Genomic DNA, 16,673 nt, shown 5'->3' with positions numbered 1-16,673 from the left:
AACTTCGGGATGATCAACGCTCATCTGCTGCAAAAGATGATCAACGCCTCCAACGACGGGATTGTGGTCGCGGAACAGGAAGGCGAAGACAACATCGTGATTTACGTGAACCCGGCTTTCGAGCGACTGACCGGCTACAGCGCCGACGAAGTGCTGTATCAGGACTGCCGTTTCCTGCAGTCCGGAGACCGTGACCAGCCGGGGCTGGAACGGATTCGCCAGGCCCTGAGCCAGGGTCAGCCGTGCCGCGAGGTGCTGCGCAACTATCGCAAGGACGGCAGCCACTTCTGGAACGAGCTGTCGATCACCCCGGTATTCAACGACAGCGATCAACTGACCTATTTCATTGGTGTGCAGAAAGACGTCAGCGTGCAGATCAAGGCGCAGCAACGTTTGCTCCAGCTGGAGCAGCAGTTGGCCGCAGTGCAAGCCGAACTCGCCGCACTCAAGGCGACCGACGGCTCTAATAAGTCGCAGGTTTAGTGGTCTGTAGGGATATTCCCCGCCGATTTGTCCTCCACCCTTCGAGCAACATCATGCAGCGTGACGCTCTCCTCACCCAGGATGAACTGGACTTCATCCAGACCATGCAGCACAACCCGCAGCTCAATGTGCGCGATGCCACATCGAGCCTGCTGGTCAATGGCGGCTCGCAGATCCGTGACCTGCTGACCCGTCTGGCTGCCAATGAAAAGGTCACCATCCAGGCCCACTTCGACAATCAGCAGATGACCTTCCCCCTGCATCTGGTGGAAGACGAGTTCCATGCCCTGCATCTGCGCCTGGGGGTGCCGAGCATCTTCGAGGACGGCCCCATGATCCGGCCCTGGCGCTTAGCGTTGGAAGAGCCGGTGGCCCTGGAAAACTCCCGTGGCCAGCCCGGACGCCTGTGGGTGCGGGAAGTGTCGTTCAAGGGCGTGTTGCTGGAGATCCGCAACCGGACCCGTCCGCCCAAGCAGTTCGCCCAGTGGTTCAGCCCTTCGGGATATGAACGGATTGCCCTGCACGGGCGCTTCGAGCGCCAGACCGAAGCCGGTTTCTACGCCTATCGCCTGGATCAGAGTGACGCGGAAGAAACCGAACGCCTGCGCCAGTTCATCCTCCAGCAGCACCGCCATACCCATCCGGCCCTGCACGCCTGAGACTGAGCGGCAGCGGCTTCAGGTGTCCAGGCGACCGCTGAGGAACTGCCGCAGGCGCTTCTGCATCAAGCGCCCCTCATTGCCCAGGCACGCCACCGGCGAACCGCTGAAGCTTTCCTGAGCCAGGTCCGCCGCATCCCCGGCCAGCATCAACGGACAGTCCAGGGTCAGCGCCAGACGCTTGAGACGTTTGGGCAACTCCGCCGTCGGCGCATGATTGGAGAACACCACCAAGGCCACAGGCCTGAGTTTTTCGCAGACCAGGGTCAGCTCATCCAACGGCGCTCCTGGCCCCAGCAGGCGGACACCGATCTGGTCATGCCCGAGCATCAGCGCCGCCACCAGCAACTCCAGTTCGCGGCACTGCGGGTTGAGCGCCGTCAGCAGCAGTTGCTGGCGCTGAGTGGCACGCTGCAACAACAGCCTTTGTGTGATCCGCGCCCGCAAAAAACCATCCAGGAACAACCACTCGCTGGTCTGGCCGAAAGTGTCCCGGTCCTGCAGCAGTTGCTTCCAGAACGGCAGGAAAATGTCCTGGAATACCACCGCCAAGGTGTAGCTGGAGAAGACCTGCCCGTAGAGGCGTTCCAGTTGCTCTTCATCGAAAGCGTTCACCGCCAGTTTCAACTGATCGCGCCACTGGTCGTATTCGCCTTGCAGGCCGTCGTCCACCGGCGCCTTGACCTGCGCCTGAGCCGCCCGGCTCTTGGCCAGAATCTTGCCGACCTTGCTCACCGCCACACCGCGCTCGATCCAACCAAGAATCTCTCGCACCGCCTCAACATCGCGCATGGAATACAGGCGATGCCCGCTTTCGGTGCGCGTTGGCTGGATCAGACCGTAGCGGCGCTCCCAGGCCCGCAGGGTCACCGGGTTGATTCCGGTCAGGCGCGCCACCTCACGGATCGGAAACAGCTCATCCTGACGGGCGGGGTCAGGAGCCGGAGCGACGGGGGCAAGTTCAGTCATGACGGGCATCTGGGGAGAAAACACCGATAAACAAAGTGGCGGCCATTCTACTCCCCCCAGGTGCAAATGCTTCAAGCGCGAGAAAAACCGACCGGTGTCATTGGTACCATCGCGCCAATCAGGAATAATCCTTGCTTGTTTCAGGCGCGGCCCACTACCCCGGTGCCACGTCAAGCGACGGCCTTACCCAGGCCGCGCATTGGTTTTACGGAGATACATAATGTCTACCTCACCCGTCACCCTGATGGTTGCCCGGCGCGTTGCCGACGGCCGTTACCAGGACCTGATCGCCTGGCTGCGCGAAGGCGAACAACTGGCCACCGATTTTCCCGGCTATCTGGGTTCCGGCGTTCTGGCCCCGCCACCTGACGACGACGAATTCCAGATCATCTTCCGCTTCGCCGACGAACAGACCCTGCACACCTGGGAACACTCCGCTTCGCGTACCGCCTGGCTGGCTCGGGGCAGCGACCTGTTTGCCCACCCATCGGAACATCGGGTCAGCGGTATCGATGGCTGGTTCGGCGCAGCCGGGCAACGGCCACCGCGCTGGAAACAGGCCGTCGCCATCTGGCTGGCGTTCTTCCCGGTATCGCTGCTGTTCAACTTCGTCCTCGGCCCCCTGCTCAGCGACCTGAGCCTGTTGCCCCGAGTGTTTGTCAGCACCCTGGCCTTGACCCCATTGATGGTCTACTTCTTCATTCCGCTGTCCACCCGCCTACTGGCCAACTGGCTCAACAGCACACCGGCCCGCCCGCTTCCGAGCGCCCCTTCGACGCAGAATTCGTGATTCGCCGGCAAGCCGGCTCCTACATACTGCGCAAGAGCTGGCTTGTGTAGGAGCTGGCTTGCCAGCGAAGCCCTTTGCCTAAAGGCACAAGGCCTTCCCCGCTGGTATAGTTTTCCCCTACCCGCGACGCGAGCCCTCCATGAACGCCTCCCCCGCCCCGATCCTGATCACTGGTGCCAGCCAGCGTGTCGGCCTGCATTGTGCCCTGCGCCTGCTGGAAGACGGGCAGCCGGTGATTGTCACTTATCGCAGCGACCGCCCGGGCCTGCAGACCCTGCGGGAAAAGGGTGCGATCCTGCTGCATGCCGACTTCTCCAGCGAAGCCGGAATCCTGGCCCTGATCAGCGAAGTGAAAAGCCACACCGATCGCCTGCGAGCCATCGTCCATAACGCCTCGCAATGGCTGGAAGAAAGCCCCGGCCAGGAAACCGCCGCCTTTACCCAGATGTTCAACGTGCACATGCTCGCGCCCTACCTGATCAACCTGCATTGCGCGCAGTTGCTGCAGCGCTCGAGCCCGGCGGACATCATCCACATCAGCGACGACGTGACCCGCAAGGGCAGCAGCAAGCACATCGCCTACTGCGCCAGCAAAGCCGGGCTGGACAGCCTGACGCTGTCCTTCGCGGCCAAATACGCCCCGACAATCAAGGTCAACGGCATCGCTCCCGCCCTGCTATTGTTCAACCCCGACGACGACGCGGCGTACCGCGCCAAGGCCCTGGCCAAATCCGCGCTGGGCATCGAACCCGGTAGCGAAGTGATCTACCAGAGCCTGCGCTATCTGCTGGACAACCCCTATGTCACCGGCACCACCTTGACCGTCAACGGCGGGCGGCACGTTAAATAAGCCGGCCCCCACGAGGACCTTGCATGAGCCTTTCCCTGCCCCAACACTACCGCGAGATCCTCAAGGGCCTCGGTGAAGACCCCGAGCGCGAAGGTTTGCTCGATACCCCCAAGCGCGCGGCCAAGGCCATGCAGTACCTGTGTCATGGCTACAGCCAGTCGGTGGAAGAGATCGTCAATGGCGCACTGTTCGCCTCCGACAGCGACGAAATGGTGATAGTCGCCGACATCGAGCTGTACTCCCTGTGCGAACATCACCTGCTGCCCTTCATCGGCAAGGCCCATGTGGCTTATATTCCTACTGGCAAGGTGCTGGGGCTGTCGAAGATCGCCCGGATCGTCGATATGTTCGCCAGGCGCCTGCAGATCCAGGAAAATCTCACCCGGGAAATCGCCGACGCGGTGCAAAGCGTGACCCAGGCCGCGGGCGTCGCGGTGGTGATCGAAGCCAAGCACATGTGCATGATGATGCGCGGCGTCGAGAAACAGAATTCCACCATGCACACCTCGGTGATGCTCGGCGCCTTTCGCGACTCGAGCACCACTCGCCAGGAATTCCTGCAATTGATTGGACGGAGCAAGTAGCAATGCCACAACTTCAGCCAGGAATGGCTCGTATCCGAGTCAAGGACCTGCTCCTGCGGACCTATATCGGAATCAACGAGGAAGAGATCCTCAACAAGCAGGATGTGCTGATCAACCTGACCATCCTGTATGCCGCCCAGGATGCGGTGCGCGACAACGACATCGATCACGCGCTGAACTACCGCACCATCACCAAGGCAATCATTGCCCACGTTGAAGGCAATCGCTTCGCCTTGCTGGAGCGCCTGACCCAGGAACTGCTGGACCTGGTGATGAGCAACCTCTCGGTGCAGTACGCCGAGGTCGAAGTCGACAAACCCCACGCCCTGCGCTTTGCCGAATCGGTATCGATCACCCTCGCGGCCAGCCGCGCTGGCGCATAGAGAACAGCCACAGCGGCAAGTGCCTGTCTTGGCACTTGCCACTGTCCCGGAGAAACCCATGACCGAACAACAACGCCTGGAACTGGAAGCCGCGGCCTTTCGCCGCCTGGTGGCCCACCTGGACAGCCGCAAGGACGTGCAGAACATCGACCTGATGAACCTGGCCGGGTTCTGCCGCAACTGCCTGTCCAAGTGGTACAAGGCCGAGGCCGACCAACGCCAGATCGAGGTCAGCCTCGATGACGCCCGCGAAGTGGTGTACGGCATGCCCTACGCCGAATGGAAAAATCTCTACCAGAAAGAAGCCAGCGCCGAGCAGCAAGCGGCGTTCGCCAAAGGAAAGCCCCATGACTGATCTGAACACCCTGCGCGCCAGCCTGAACAGCGGTGAACACGCTTTTGCCGACACCCTGGCCTTTGTCGCCGCCGGTTACGACTACCAGCCCCAGGCCTTCAACAACGGCGGCGTGGAAAACGCCGCCGGGCAGAACGAAGGCTCGTGCAAGACCCTGGGCCTGGCCCTGTTGGAAGGCCTGAGCGACGAAGAGGTGCTGCTGGCCTTCGGCGAGCACTACCGCTCGGTACTGGCCACCCCCGAAGGCACTGACCACGGCAATATCCGCGCCCTGATCGCTCACGGCCTGGCCGGGGTGAAGTTCGCAGCCCAACCGCTGACCCGCCGCTGAGCCGCACTCTGTAGGAGCTGGCTTGCCAGCGAAGGCGCCAACATAGGCAGCGCAAGGCTCGAGGGCCTCTTCGCCGGCAAGCCGGTTCCTACAATGCAACACCCATAAAAAAACCGGCTTACGCCGGTTTTTTTATGGCCTGGGTATCAGTGTGCAGCGTTCTGCAGACCGTCCAGGTAACGCTCGGTGTCCAGTGCTGCCATGCAGCCGGCGCCGGCCGAGGTGATGGCCTGACGGTACACGTGGTCGGCCACGTCGCCGGCGGCAAAGATGCCCTCGACGCTGGTGGCAGTGGCGTTGCCGTCACGACCGCCCTGCACGACCAGATAACCGTCCTTGAGGGTCAACTGGCCTTCGAACAGCGAGGTGTTCGGGGTGTGGCCGATGGCGATGAACACGCCGTCGACTTTCAGCTCGTCGAAGCTGCCGTCGTTGTTCTTCAGGCGGGCACCGGTAACGCCCATGTTGTCACCCAGGACTTCGTCCAGATTGGCGTTGAGCTTGAGGATGATCTTGCCTTCGGCCACGCGGGCGTTGAGCTTGTCGATCAGGATCTTCTCGGCGCGGAAGGTTTCGCGACGGTGGATCAGGGTCACGGTGCTGGCGATGTTGGCCAGGTACAGGGCTTCTTCGACAGCGGTGTTACCGCCACCGACCACAGCCACTGGCTTGTTGCGATAGAAGAAACCGTCACAGGTAGCGCAGGCCGATACACCCTTGCCCATGAACGCTTCTTCCGAAGGCAGTCCCAGGTAACGAGCGCTGGCGCCGGTAGCGATGATCAGCGCATCGCAGGTGTAGGTCGCGCTGTCGCCGGTCAGGGTGTAAGGCTTGGCGGCGAAGTCCACGGCATTGATATGGTCGAAGACGATTTCGGTTTCGAAACGCTCGGCGTGCTCGCGCATCCGCTCCATCAGCGCCGGGCCGGTCAGGCCGTGTACGTCGCCAGGCCAGTTGTCGACTTCGGTGGTGGTGGTCAGTTGGCCACCGGCCTGCATGCCGGTGATCAGCAACGGCTTCAGGTTGGCGCGGGCGGCATAGACCGCAGCGCTGTAACCGGCAGGGCCGGAACCGAGAATAATCACACGCGAATGGCGTACTTCAGACATGACTCACTCCTATCGACCGGCCCGGGTGACCTGGCGCGGAACGCCGGATTGCCGGCTGGAATAAAAAAGGACGGCGAAACCTTGGGGAAGGCTTGAACTCGCCCGTCCAAAAAATAATGGGTGAAGCGTATAGAGGGGGCGAAGATTAAGGAAATACGGTTTAACAATCCAGCTCATAGGCGGTCTCTATCCTCAGCAGGCCCCTTTGAAAGGGTCTTTGTTACCGTTGATGTCGACCTGTTCACGGTGCTTTCGCCCCCTGCGCAAAGCCGGTAAGGTCGGCGCGTTTTCCAACTGCTCGGAGCGCTCTATGCCCGCCCCCGTACTGTCCGGCCCGCAATACCTGCGTGAGGGCCTGAAACTGGTCCTCAGTCCCGGCCTGCGCCTGTTCGTGCTACTGCCCCTGGTGATCAACCTGGTGCTGTTCGTCGGATTGATCTATTTCGCCGGCCACCAGTTCAGCCTGTGGATCGACACCTTGATGCCGACCCTGCCGCAATGGCTGAGTTTTCTCAGCTACATCCTCTGGCCGCTGTTCATGGTGCTGGTGGTGCTGATGGTGTTTTTCACCTTCACCATGCTGGCCAACATCATCGCCGCCCCCTTCAACGGCTTTCTATCGGAAAAAGTCGAAACTGTGGTCCGTGGCACCGATGATTTCCCGCCCTTCAGCTGGGGCGAACTGATCGCCATGATCCCCCGCACCCTGTCCCGGGAAATGCGCAAGCTCGGCTACTTCCTGCCCCGGGCCATCGGCCTGTTCATCCTGTCGCTGATCCCGGTGGTCAACCTGATCGCCGCGCCGCTGTGGCTGCTGTTCGGCGTCTGGATGATGGCTATCCAGTACATCGACTACCCGGCGGACAACCACAAGATGAGCTGGCAGGACATGCTCGCCTGGCTGCGCCAGAAGCGCTGGCAGAGCCTGGGCTTTGGCGGCATCGTCTACCTGGCGCTGATGATCCCCTTCGTCAATATCCTGATGATGCCGGCCGCCGTGGCCGGTGCGACGCTGTTCTGGGTCCGTGAGCGCGGGGTGGAGAACCTGCCGGTCAAATAAGGCTGGAGCGTCATAAATCCATCATCCAGACGTCACAATGACGACATGGCCTCAGTCGACACTGAGGCCATGACGACAGCTCTGCACATCACCCTCATCACTGAAACCTTCCCACCGGAAATCAATGGCGTGGCCAATACCCTTGGTCGCCTGTGTGATGGCCTGCGTGCCCGTGGGCATCAAGTGGAACTGGTGCGCCCGCGCCAGGGATGTGATCAGAGCCGCCCCAGCGACGAGGCCCTGCTGCTGTGCCGCGGCTGGCCGCTGCCGGGGTATCCGGGGCTGCAATGGGGCCAGTCGTCGATGCACAAACTGCTGCGGCGCTGGAAACGCCAACGCCCGGACGTGCTCTACATCGCCACCGAAGGCCCACTGGGGCTGTCCGCGCTGCGGGCGGCGAAACGCCTGGGGATCTCGGTGGTCAGTGGCTTCCATACCAACTTCCAGCAGTATTCCACCCAGTACGGCCTGGGTTTGCTGACTCGCTTGCTGACCCATTACCTGCGCTGGTTCCACAACCGCTCAAAGCTGACCCTGGTACCCAGCGCCAGCCAGCGCCTGGAACTGGAGCGTCGGCACTTCGAACGCCTGGCCCTGCTGTCCCGGGGCGTCGACAGCCAACTGTTCCATCCGGCCAAACGCCTCAATGAGCTGCGCACGCGCTGGGGCCTGGGCAACGATGACCTGGCGGTGATCCATGTCGGGCGCCTGGCTCCGGAGAAGAACCTGGGCCTGCTCAAGCGCTGCTTCGAGCAGCTCAAGGCCACTTATCCACAGCGGAACATGAAACTGATCGTGGTGGGTGACGGACCGCAACGGGCGGCCCTGGAAAAGAGCCTGCCCGAAGCCCTGTTCTGTGGCAGTCAGCGTGGTGAGGCCCTGGCAGCCCATTACGCTTCGGGGGATGTGTTCCTGTTTCCCAGCCTCACCGAAACCTTCGGCAATGTGGTGCTCGAGGCCCTGGCTTCCGGGCTGGCGGTAGTGGCCTACGATCAGGCAGCCGCCGCCCAGCATATCCGCCATGGCTATGACGGCGTGCTGGCCATGCCCGGAGATGAAGGCGCGTTCTGTGACGCCGCCAGCTGGTTGCTGGAAGAGGTGGAAACCTTGCGCCGGGTACGCCTCAACGCCCGTCAACACGCCAGCCGCCAGGGCTGGCCGGCCGTGATCGAACAGTTCGAGGATCAGTTGCGCAGTGCCTGCCAGCAAGCACCGGCAGCGGATTACGAAGGGATGATCGAGGCGGTGCTGGAACCACGCAGCGCCACAGAAGCACTCGGCGCGGCAAGGAGGCTGCCCCCCTCACCGCCCGGAGCCAGGCGTTAAACCAGGGACATCAGTGCTTCACGGCTGAACGGCAGGATGTCCTGTTCGCGGCCGTCACGGACTTTCTGCGCCCAATCCGGGTCCACCAGCAAGGCACGGCCCACGGCCACCAGGTCGAACTCTTCATTGTTCAAACGCTGCAACAGGTTTTCCAGGCTGGCCGGCTGCGCCACCTTGTCGGTGTCGACCATGAACTGCAGGAACTCGCCGTCCAGGCCGACGCTGCCCACGGTAATGGTGGGTTTGCCGGTGAGCTTGCGGGTCCAGCCTGCCAGGTTCAGATCGGAACCTTCAAACTCCGGTTCCCAGAAGCGTCGCGTCGAACAGTGGAAGATATCCACACCCGCATCTGCCAGCGGCTTGAGGAAGGCGCCCAGAGCTTCCGGGGTCTGCACCAGACGTGCGCTGTAATCCTGCTGCTTCCACTGGGAGAAGCGCAGGATGATCGGGAAATCCGGGCCGACGGCAGCCCGTACCGCCTGGATCAATTCGATGGCGAAACGCGAGCGCTGAGCCAGGTCGCCGCCGTATTCGTCGGTGCGCTGGTTGGCGCCTTCCCAGAAGAACTGGTCCACCAGATAGCCGTGGGCGCCATGGATTTCCACGCCGTCCATGCCGATGCTCTGGGCATCCTTGGCGGCCTGGGCGAAGGCAGCGATCACTTCCTGGATGTCCTGGTGGGTCATGCCGTGCACCAGCACCTTGCCGTCCTTGAGCTTCTCGGTCGGGCCATAACCGGGCACGCTGGCGTCCGGTTCGGTGCCCAGGCGCCGCACATTGCCCACATGCCACAGTTGCGGAACGATCTTGCCGCCTTCAGCGTGGACCGCATCCACCACCTTCTTCCAGCCGGCCAGGGCCGCCTCGCCATGGAACTGCGGCACATTGGGGTAACCATTGGCGGCCTGGTGGCCCACCGTGGTGCCCTCGGTGATGATCAGGCCGACACCCGCAGCAGCACGGCGGCGGTAATACTCGATGACCTTGGAGTTGGGCACGCCGCCCGGAGAAAACGAACGGGTCATCGGCGCCATCACTACGCGGGTCGGCAGCTCCAGCGCGCCGAGTTGAAAGGGTTTGAACAAGGCTTGAACAGGCATGCTGCACTCCGACAAAAAGGCTTGAGTCGAGACTCGACGCACAAGACTGCGCCGGGTACCTGCCCCGGCGCACTTATGATGAGGATAATATTGCCCCCTCATAGCGCTGCACAGCATTATTGATTTGAGTGATTTAGATGCAAAAACGCCGCATTGCAGCGGCGTGAAAGAGGTGCCCGTCAGTGGTTAGCTCAGGGCCTTTTCGATGGCCTGGACCACTGTCGGATCATCGGGAGCGGTACGGGGCGAGAAACGCGCCAGTACCCGACCGTCCTTGCCCAGCAGGAATTTCTCGAAGTTCCAGGTGATATCCCCAGGAAACTCGGCGCCCTCGCCCGCCAGCAAACGGTACAACTGATGGCGCTCGGGACCGTTCACGTCCAGTTTGCTGCTCAAGGGAAAGGTCACCCCGTAGTTGAGGCTGCAAAATTCCTGGATCTCCTGCTCGGTGCCCGGTTCCTGCCCGGCGAACTGGTTGCAAGGTAACCCCAGCACGCTGAATCCCTGGGCCTTGTATTGCTGGTAGAGATTTTCCAACGCCGCATATTGTGGTGTCAGACCACATTTGGAGGCGACGTTGACCACCAGCACGACTTGCCCCTTGAAGGGCGCGAGCGGCAGCTCCTGACCATCCAGGGCTTTCAATTTAAGGTCGTGAAAAGCACTCATGACGAACTCCAAATTCCTGTGTTCTTACAGAAAACAGCCTCTCGACAGTACAGCCAAAAGCCGCGGACTAAAAAGGCGCCCTCGGGCGCCTCTCCAGTAAGCTTGAGCTTAGCGCAGAAAATCAGTGGTGATGGCCACCTTCGCCATGGACGTGACCATGAGCGATTTCTTCCTGGCTGGCATCACGGATGGCAACGATCTTGACCTGGAAGTTCAGGCGCTGACCGGCCAGCGGGTGGTTGCCGTCGACGGTAACGTCGTCGCCGTCCAGATCACGGATGGTCACGATCTGCATCTGGCCGTCCGGAGCGGAAGCGTGGAACTGCATGCCCACTTCCAGTTCGTCGACGCCTTCGAACATGCTGCGGCTCAGGGTGCTGACCAGTTCGGCAGCGTATTCGCCGTAGGCATCTTCAGGTTCTACGGCAACTTTCAGTTCGTCACCGACTTGCTTGCCTTCCAGAGCCTTTTCCAGACCAGGAATGATGTTACCTGCACCTTGCAGGTAAACCAGCGGGGCGCCGCCGGCAGAGCTGTCGATGACCTCACCAGCGTCGTTGGTGAGGGTATAGTCGATGGAGACAGCCTTATTGGCGGCGATCAGCATGGGGCGGGACCTTTTGCATAAGAATGAAGAACGTCCAAGTTTAGCGAAGCAATCGCTCGAAAGCGAACGGAACCCAGACCAACGGAACGGGAAAAATCCGTCGACAATCCTGGGATTTCATCAGGATGAAGACGGCCACTGGGTGGCGCAACTGTCCTGCGGCCATACCCAGCACCTGCGCCACCAGCCGCCCTGGCAATCCCGAGCCTGGGTCCTGGACCCAAGGCAGCGCACAGAAAAAATAGGCCAGCCCTTTGCCTGCGGCTGGTGTGCTCAGGACCCGGGAAACGATAACCTTAGCGTCTGACTAGCAGGCAGACGGCCTTAGACCGTCGCCTTTGCCATGCACCTTCTGAGAATTCGCATGCAAACTTTTTTCATCGCGCCCACCGATTTTGGTGTGGGTCTGACCTCCATCAGCCTCGGGCTGGTGCGTACCCTGGAACGGGCCGGCCTCAAGGTCGGCTTTTTCAAGCCCATTGCCCAACCGCATCCGGGTGATACCGGCCCCGAGCGGTCCACAGAACTGGTGGCCCGTACCCACGGCCTGAAACCACCGCAGCCCTTGGGCCTGGCCCATGTGGAACGCATGCTCGGCGATGGCCAGCTGGATGAACTGCTAGAGGAAATCATCACCCTCTACCAGCAGGCCGCCATCGGCAAGGATGTACTGATCGTCGAAGGCATGGTGCCAACCCGCAGCGCCAGCTACGCCGCCCGGGTCAACCTGCACCTGGCCAAAAGCCTGGATGCCGAAGTGATCCTGGTCTCTGCTCCGGAAAACGAAGTGCTCACCGAACTGTCCGGCCGGGTCGAGTTGCAAGCGCAGTTGTTCGGCGGGCCGCGGGACCCGAAAGTGCTGGGGGTGATCCTCAACAAGGTGCGTACCGATGAAAGCATGGAGGCGTTCTCCGCCCGCTTGAAGGAGCACTCACCGTTACTGCGCAGCGGCGACTTCCGCCTGCTGGGCTGCATTCCCTTCCAGCCGGAACTGAACGCACCGCGCACCCGTGACGTTGCGGACCTGATGGGCGCCCAGGTGCTCAATGCCGGGGACTATGAAACCCGGCGCATGACCAAGATCATCATTTGCGCCCGCACCATGCGCAACACCGTGGAACTGCTCAAGCCCGGCGTGCTGGTGGTGACCCCCGGCGATCGCGACGACATCATCCTCGCCGTGAGCCTGGCGGCCATCAACGGCGTGCCCCTGGCCGGCCTGCTGCTGACCAGTGACACCCTGCCCGATCCACGGATCATGGAGCTGTGCCGTGGAGCCCTGAACGCCGGCTTGCCGGTACTTTCGGTGAGCACCGGTTCCTACGACACCGCCAACCAGCTCAATGGCCTGAACAAGGAAATCCCCATCGATGACCGCGAGCGCGCGGAAATCATCACCGACTTCGTCGCCAGCCACCTGGACGCCAACTGGCTGCACCAGCGCTGCGGCACTCCGCGGGAAATGCGCCTGTCGCCGGCAGTGTTCCGCTATCAGTTGATCCAGCGGGCACAGGAAGCCAACAAGCGTATCGTCCTGCCTGAAGGCAGCGAACCCTTGACCGTACAGGCCGCCGCCATCTGCCAGGCTCGGGGCATTGCCCGCTGCGTGCTGCTGGCCAAGCCGGAAGAGGTTCACGCGGTCGCCCGGGCCCAGGGCATCGAACTGCCGGAAGGCCTGGAGATTCTCGACCCGGACCTGATTCGCGAGCGCTACATCGAGCCCATGGTGGCCCTGCGCAAGAGCAAGAGCCTCAACGCGCCCATGGCCGAGCAGCAACTGGAAGACCCGGTGGTCATCGGCACCGTGATGCTGGCCCTGGACGAAGTGGACGGCCTGGTATCGGGGGTCATTCATTCCACCGCCAACACCATCCGTCCGGCCCTGCAACTGATCAAGACCGCCCCGGGCTGCACCCTGGTGTCCTCGGTATTCTTCATGCTGTTCCCCGAGCAGGTGCTGATCTACGGCGACTGCGTGATGAACCCACACCCCAGCGCCAGCGAACTGGCGGAGATCGCCTTGCAGAGTGCCGACTCGGCAGCGGCCTTCGGCATTACCCCAAGGGTGGCCATGATCAGCTACTCCAGCGGCGACTCGGCCAGTGGCGAAGAAGTGGAGAAAGTCCGCGAGGCGACCCTGCTGGCCCATGAAGCCCAGCGCTCGCTACTGATCGACGGCCCCCTGCAATACGATGCCGCGGCCAACGAAAACGTCGCTCGGCAACTGGCACCCAACAGCCAGGTGGCGGGCAAGGCCACGGTCTTCGTGTTCCCCGACCTCAACACCGGCAACACCACTCACAAGGCCGTGCAACGCAGCGCCGACTGCGTGAGCCTGGGGCCGATGCTGCAAGGCCTGCGCAAGCCTGTGAACGACCTGCCCCGGGGCGCCCAGGTGGACGACATCGTCTACACCATTGCCCTGACCGCAATTCAAGCCGCCAACCGACCTATGGATGTCTAAATGCTGGAATTCCTACCTGCCGTAGTGCGCGGGATCATCGCCTCCATCCTGTTGGCGCTGAACACTATCCTGCTGTGCTCGTTCCTGTTCTGCGTGGCGATCTTCAAGGCCCTGCCTTTCGCCCTCACCCAGCGCTTTACCCACTGGTTGATGAATCACACCCATGAAGCCTGGATCAGCAACAACAAGGCCTGGATGCAGCTGGTGTGCCGCACCCGCTGGCACCTCAGCGGCCTTGAAGGCCTGGATTACCAGCACTCCTATCTGGTCACCAGCAACCACCAGAGCTGGGTCGACATCATGGTCTTGCAGTACGTGCTAAACCGGCGTATCCGCCCCCTGAAGTTCTTTCTCAAGCAGGAGCTGATCTGGGTACCGGTGATTGGCCTGGCCTGGTGGGCCCTGGGCTTTCCGTTCATGAAGCGCTACTCCAAGGCCTACCTGGAAAAGCATCCGGAGAAAAAGGGCAAGGACCTGGAAACCACCCGCAAGACCTGCGCGAAGTTCCGCAACAACCCGGTGGGGATCTTCAACTTCGTCGAAGGCACACGCTTCACCGAGGGCAAGCATGCTCAGCAGCAGTCGCCGTTCCGCTACCTGCTCAAACCCAAGGCCGGCGGTATCGCCTTTGTCCTGGATGCCATGGGCGAGCAATTGCAATCGATCATCGATGTGACCATCCACTACCCCGCTGGACGCCCCGGTTTCTGGGACCTGCTGTGCGGCAGGGTCAAGGATGTGGTGGTGCGCTTTGAGGAAGTGCAGATTCCGCCGCAGTTCATTGGCAAGAACTACGAGCAGGACACGGCCTATCGCCAGGAATTCCAGGGCTGGATCAACCAGCAGTGGCTGGACAAGGATGCGCTGCTGGAAGTGCTGCATCGCGAGTATCCGGCCAAACCCTGAGGGCCTCTTCGCTGGCAAGCCAGCTCCTACACAGAGGTCCGTAGGAGCCGGCTTGCCGGCGAACGCTATCTGAAGCGCACAAAAAAGCCCGCAGCCGATCACTCGGCTGCGGGCTTTTTGCTACGGCTTAGATCGCGCCGTGTTTACGCAGCAGATCCAGCACCAGCTTGACGCCGTCTTCCAACGACAGCGCCTGGGTGTCGATCACCAGATCGGCATTGAGCGGCACGTCATACGGGAAGGATTCGCCCGGGATGTTGTCCCCAGCGGCAGCGTACAGCCCCTGCGGATCACGCTCGGCGCACACCGCAGGCGATGCCTGGACGTAAACCGTCAACAGACGATCCTTGCCGATCAGGTCCTTGGCCTGCTCGCGCCCTTCGGCACTCGGCGCCACGAACGCGGCCAGGGTCAGCAGGCCGGCTTCGTTGAACTGGCGGGCAACGTGAGCCGCACGACGCCAGTTCTCGGTCCGCCCGGCACGATCCTGTGGCAGGCCCTTGTTCAGGTCATGCCGCAGGTTCTGGCCATCGAGCACATACACCGCGCGCCCCATGTCGAACAGCTTGCGCTCCACCGCGTAGGCCAGGGTGCTCTTGCCCGCGCCCGAAAGGCCGCTGAACAGCACGGTTGCCGGTTGCTGGCCGAAACGCTGAGCACGCTCTTCAGTGGCCACATGGGCCAGCTTGCCGTGGTGGGTGGCGCTGCCATGGGCCACTGGCTGGGCGATGATCATGCCGGCGCCGACGGTGCCGTTGGTCAAGCGGTCGATGACAATGAAAGCACCCGTGGTGCGGTTGCTTTCATAGCCGTCCAGGGCGATCGGCGCGTCGAGGCTGACCTTGACCTTGCCGATCTCGTTCAGTTGCAGCGCACTGGCCGCCCCCTCTTCCAGGGTGTTCACATCGACCTTGTGAACGATGCTGGCAATCGAGCCCGGCACGTAGCTGGTAGCACGCTTGATGTCGTACTTCTTGCCCGGCAGCATCGGTTCTTCAGCCATCCACACCAGCATGGCTTCGAAGCTGTCGGTGACCGGCGGCACGCTGTCGGCATGCACCAGCAGGTCGCCGCGGGAGATGTCGATCTCGTCTTCCATGGTCAGGGTCACGGCCTGGCCGGGGCCGGCCTGCTCCAGCTCACCCTCGAAGGTGACGATGGACTTGACCCGGCTGCTCTTGCCCGACGGCAGCACCACGACTTCGTCGCCCTTGTGCACGATGCCGCTGGCCAGGGTGCCGGCAAAACCACGGAAGTTCAGGTTCGGACGGTTGACGTATTGCACCGGGAAACGCAGGTCGGTGAAATTGCGGTCGCCCGCCACTTCCACGGTCTCGAGGATTTCCATCAGCGACTGCCCGGTGTACCAGGGCGAACGCTCGCTCTTGTTCACCACGTTGTCGCCCTTGAGCGCCGACATCGGTACGAAGTGCAGACTGGTGGGCTGCAGCTTCAGACCCTGGGCAAATTTCAGGTAGTCGGCCTTGATCGACTCGAACACGCCTTCATCGAAGTCCTTGAGGTCCATCTTGTTGATGGCCACGACGATGTGCTTGATCCCCAGCAACGAGGCGATGAAGCTGTGGCGACGGGTCTGGGTCTGCACGCCGTAGCGGGCGTCCACCAGGATGATCGCCAGGTCACAGGTGGAAGCACCGGTGGCCATGTTGCGGGTGTACTGCTCATGGCCGGGGGTGTCGGCGATGATGAACTTGCGCTTGGCGGTGGAGAAATAGCGGTAGGCGACATCGATGGTGATGCCCTGCTCGCGCTCGGCCTGCAGGCCATCCACCAGCAACGCCAGGTCGATGTCGTCACCGGTGGTGCCGACCTTCTTCGAATCCCGGGTGATGGCTTCCAGATGGTCTTCGTAGATCATCTTCGAGTCGTGCAGCAGACGCCCGATCAGGGTGCTCTTGCCGTCATCGACGTTACCGCAGGTCAAAAAGCGCAGCAGCTCTTTACGTTCGTGCTGGCCCAGGTACGCGAGGATGTCCTCGCTGATCAAATCAGATTGATGCGACATGA

Annotated in this window: 19 protein-coding genes; 13 read left to right on the top strand and 6 right to left on the bottom strand. The window is 61.9% G+C overall.

The annotated features are described in order from the left end of the window. The first annotated feature begins 9 nt into the window (after positions 1-9). A complete protein-coding gene (locus tag ACSSVC_RS08620; RefSeq protein WP_317071491.1) occupies positions 10-483 on the top strand; it encodes a PAS domain-containing protein in 474 nt (157 codons plus the stop codon). A 53-nt stretch (positions 484-536) separates the two neighbouring features. Then, the gene (locus ACSSVC_RS08615) at positions 537-1,142 is read left to right on the top strand and encodes a hypothetical protein (protein ID WP_346633599.1); all 606 of its coding nucleotides are present in this window, start codon (positions 537-539) and stop codon (positions 1,140-1,142) included. Positions 1,143-1,160: 18 nt separating this feature from the next. On the opposite strand, the gene ACSSVC_RS08610 is transcribed toward ACSSVC_RS08615, so the two are convergent. Beyond that, positions 1,161-2,120, bottom strand: coding sequence for a MerR family transcriptional regulator (locus ACSSVC_RS08610; RefSeq protein ID WP_492612178.1), 960 nt, complete (start codon positions 2,118-2,120; stop codon positions 1,161-1,163). A 211-nt stretch (positions 2,121-2,331) separates the two neighbouring features. Between ACSSVC_RS08610 and ACSSVC_RS08605 the strand changes: the two genes are divergently transcribed. From ACSSVC_RS08605 to ACSSVC_RS08580, 6 genes are all read left to right on the top strand, one after another. After that, a complete protein-coding gene (locus ACSSVC_RS08605) occupies positions 2,332-2,901 on the top strand; it encodes an antibiotic biosynthesis monooxygenase (protein ID WP_492612177.1) in 570 nt (189 codons plus the stop codon). Between the two features lie 139 nt (positions 2,902-3,040). Next, positions 3,041-3,751, top strand: coding sequence for a dihydromonapterin reductase (folM, locus tag ACSSVC_RS08600; RefSeq protein WP_346633602.1), 711 nt, complete (start codon positions 3,041-3,043; stop codon positions 3,749-3,751). Between the two features lie 23 nt (positions 3,752-3,774). Then, positions 3,775-4,335 carry a GTP cyclohydrolase I FolE gene (folE, locus tag ACSSVC_RS08595; RefSeq protein WP_346633603.1) on the top strand — a complete coding sequence of 187 codons (561 nt, stop codon included), beginning with the start codon at positions 3,775-3,777 and terminating at the stop codon, positions 4,333-4,335. A gap of 2 nt (positions 4,336-4,337) precedes the next feature. Further along, positions 4,338-4,718 carry a dihydroneopterin triphosphate 2'-epimerase gene (folX, locus tag ACSSVC_RS08590; protein ID WP_346633604.1) on the top strand — a complete coding sequence of 127 codons (381 nt, stop codon included), beginning with the start codon at positions 4,338-4,340 and terminating at the stop codon, positions 4,716-4,718. Between the two features lie 58 nt (positions 4,719-4,776). Next, positions 4,777-5,073 (top strand): DUF1244 domain-containing protein, encoded by a 297-nt coding sequence (locus ACSSVC_RS08585; RefSeq protein WP_025131961.1) that lies wholly within the window; start codon positions 4,777-4,779, stop codon positions 5,071-5,073. After that, positions 5,066-5,404 (top strand): HopJ type III effector protein, encoded by a 339-nt coding sequence (locus ACSSVC_RS08580; RefSeq protein WP_492612176.1) that lies wholly within the window; start codon positions 5,066-5,068, stop codon positions 5,402-5,404. The genes ACSSVC_RS08585 and ACSSVC_RS08580 overlap by 8 nt, the downstream gene beginning before the upstream one ends. A gap of 146 nt (positions 5,405-5,550) precedes the next feature. Here ACSSVC_RS08580 and trxB read toward each other — a convergent pair whose 3' ends face one another. Continuing rightward, complete coding sequence (gene trxB / locus ACSSVC_RS08575) at positions 5,551-6,513, bottom strand: thioredoxin-disulfide reductase (RefSeq protein ID WP_060837566.1); 963 nt, start codon at positions 6,511-6,513, stop codon at positions 5,551-5,553. A 310-nt stretch (positions 6,514-6,823) separates the two neighbouring features. On the opposite strand from trxB, the gene cysZ reads away from it, so the two are divergent. After that, positions 6,824-7,573 carry a sulfate transporter CysZ gene (cysZ, locus tag ACSSVC_RS08570; RefSeq protein ID WP_492612175.1) on the top strand — a complete coding sequence of 250 codons (750 nt, stop codon included), beginning with the start codon at positions 6,824-6,826 and terminating at the stop codon, positions 7,571-7,573. Between the two features lie 45 nt (positions 7,574-7,618). Further along, the gene (locus ACSSVC_RS08565) at positions 7,619-8,899 is read left to right on the top strand and encodes a glycosyltransferase family 4 protein (protein ID WP_492612174.1); all 1,281 of its coding nucleotides are present in this window, start codon (positions 7,619-7,621) and stop codon (positions 8,897-8,899) included. Here the strand turns inward: ACSSVC_RS08565 and ACSSVC_RS08560 are convergent. The 3 genes from ACSSVC_RS08560 to ACSSVC_RS08550 all read right to left on the bottom strand — a co-directional run bounded on the left by ACSSVC_RS08560 (position 8,896) and on the right by ACSSVC_RS08550 (position 11,275). Continuing rightward, a complete protein-coding gene (locus ACSSVC_RS08560; RefSeq protein WP_402890618.1) occupies positions 8,896-9,999 on the bottom strand; it encodes an NADH:flavin oxidoreductase in 1,104 nt (367 codons plus the stop codon). The two genes, ACSSVC_RS08565 and ACSSVC_RS08560, sit on opposite strands and share 4 nt — an antisense overlap. 186 nt (positions 10,000-10,185) lie before the next feature. Next, complete coding sequence (locus ACSSVC_RS08555) at positions 10,186-10,668, bottom strand: glutathione peroxidase (RefSeq protein WP_102861170.1); 483 nt, start codon at positions 10,666-10,668, stop codon at positions 10,186-10,188. A 121-nt stretch (positions 10,669-10,789) separates the two neighbouring features. After that, the gene (locus ACSSVC_RS08550) at positions 10,790-11,275 is read right to left on the bottom strand and encodes an FKBP-type peptidyl-prolyl cis-trans isomerase (protein ID WP_123727481.1); all 486 of its coding nucleotides are present in this window, start codon (positions 11,273-11,275) and stop codon (positions 10,790-10,792) included. Between ACSSVC_RS08550 and ACSSVC_RS08545 the strand changes: the two genes are divergently transcribed. Genes ACSSVC_RS08545 through yihG form a run of 3 tightly spaced genes read left to right on the top strand, consistent with a single transcriptional unit; the run spans position 11,244 to position 14,645 of the window. Beyond that, positions 11,244-11,582, top strand: a complete 339-nt coding sequence (locus tag ACSSVC_RS08545; RefSeq protein ID WP_346633609.1) for a DUF3565 domain-containing protein — start codon at positions 11,244-11,246, stop codon at positions 11,580-11,582. The genes ACSSVC_RS08550 and ACSSVC_RS08545 overlap by 32 nt on opposite strands. Positions 11,583-11,639: 57 nt before the next feature. After that, entirely contained in the window at positions 11,640-13,739 is a 2,100-nt protein-coding gene (pta, locus tag ACSSVC_RS08540) for a phosphate acetyltransferase (RefSeq protein ID WP_346633610.1), read from the top strand. Continuing rightward, positions 13,740-14,645, top strand: a complete 906-nt coding sequence (yihG, locus tag ACSSVC_RS08535; protein WP_346633611.1) for a 1-acylglycerol-3-phosphate O-acyltransferase, YihG family — start codon at positions 13,740-13,742, stop codon at positions 14,643-14,645. Between the two features lie 127 nt (positions 14,646-14,772). On the opposite strand, the gene cysN is transcribed toward yihG, so the two are convergent. Next, positions 14,773-16,671 (bottom strand): sulfate adenylyltransferase subunit CysN, encoded by a 1,899-nt coding sequence (gene cysN / locus ACSSVC_RS08530; RefSeq protein WP_346633612.1) that lies wholly within the window; start codon positions 16,669-16,671, stop codon positions 14,773-14,775. Positions 16,672-16,673 lie beyond the last annotated feature (2 nt).

Source organism: Pseudomonas sp. E1BtOHC1, from assembly GCF_058744285.1.
Note: the sequence above shows the minus strand (reverse complement) of the source record. Positions and strands in the feature narration are given on the sequence as shown.